This is a genomic window from Kitasatospora sp. NE20-6 (assembly GCF_045862635.1).
This window is the reverse complement of sequence record NZ_BPRL01000174.1, coordinates 1-1,033: the sequence shown is the minus strand read 5'-3', so window position 1 is coordinate 1,033 and position 1,033 is coordinate 1. Positions and strand designations below refer to the sequence as shown.

General features: G+C 71.1%; 1 protein-coding gene and 2 pseudogenes. All 3 read left to right on the top strand.

Annotated elements, in window-relative coordinates; translation table 11 throughout:
• Nucleotides 1-127, top strand: a pseudogene (locus SNE206_RS40050) (roadblock/LC7 domain-containing protein); the annotation flags it as partial.
• A 173-nt stretch (nucleotides 128-300) separates the two neighbouring features.
• Nucleotides 301-954 carry a DUF742 domain-containing protein gene (locus SNE206_RS40045; RefSeq protein ID WP_407918515.1) on the top strand — a complete coding sequence of 218 codons (654 nt, stop codon included), beginning with the start codon at nucleotides 301-303 and terminating at the stop codon, nucleotides 952-954.
• Nucleotides 935-1,033 (top strand): annotated as a pseudogene (locus tag SNE206_RS40040) (ATP-binding protein); the annotation flags it as partial. The gene SNE206_RS40045 and the pseudogene SNE206_RS40040, both read left to right, overlap by 20 nt.

The window sequence follows — 1,033 nt, the reverse complement described above, 5'->3', positions numbered from 1 at the left end:
CGTCCTCGCCGCACCCGACTCCGACATCGGCCTCGTCGGCTACGAGATGGCCCTCCTCGTCGACCGCGCCGGAGCCGTCCTCACCCCCGCCCTCCGGGCAGAACTCCAGGGCAGCCTGCTGCACTGACGGTTCGTCGGATACCGTCCTGGTATTCGAATGACCTCATTGCCCGTCCCCGAGTCCTCCGGCACCTGCCGGCGGACTCGGGTTCGGGCGTTGTACGGCCTTCGCACCACCGGCCCGGACACCCCCGTGTCCGGACCTGCAAAGCACCGCCGCACCTTGTGAGGAGAGGAACCGTGACACCGCCAGACGACCGCAGCGGTCAGTACGGCGTCCCGTACCCCGGTACCGGCCATGACGCGTTCGGAGCCCCCGGCGTCGGCCACGGACAGCCGTACCAGCAGCAGCCGTACGCCGCCCCCGGAGGACGGCAGTACTACCCCGGTCCCTACGGGGACCAGCAACAGCCCTACGGCGACGGCCAGGGCGGCCACTACGGCGGCCAGGACTCCGGGTACCAGGACTATCCGGGGCCCGAGGGCTTTCCTGAACACGCGCCGCAGGACCCGGGCTACGTCGAGGAGTTCGAGGACGACTCCGACGCCGACTCCGGGCCGCTGATCCGGCCGTTCGCGATGACCGGTGGCCGTACCCGGCCGCGGTACGAGCTGGCGATCGAGGCCCTGGTGTCCGCCAGCGTCGATCCCGGCCGCATGGCCACGCTGCTGCCCGAGCACCAGCGGATCTGCAGCCTGTGCACCGAGGTCAAGTCCGTCGCCGAGGTGTCGGCGCTGCTCGGACTGCCCCTGGGTGTGGCCCGCATTCTCGTCGCCGACCTGGCCGAGGCCGGCCTGGTCACCATCCACCAGCCCGCTGCCGGCGGCGAATCCGGCAACCAGCCCGACGTCACGCTGCTCGAAAGGGTCCTCAGTGGACTTCGCAAGCTCTAACGCGGCCGCCCCCAGCCGCGCCACCACCTCCGCGAAGATCGTCGTCGCCGGCGGCTTCGGTGTCGGCAAGACCACGCTC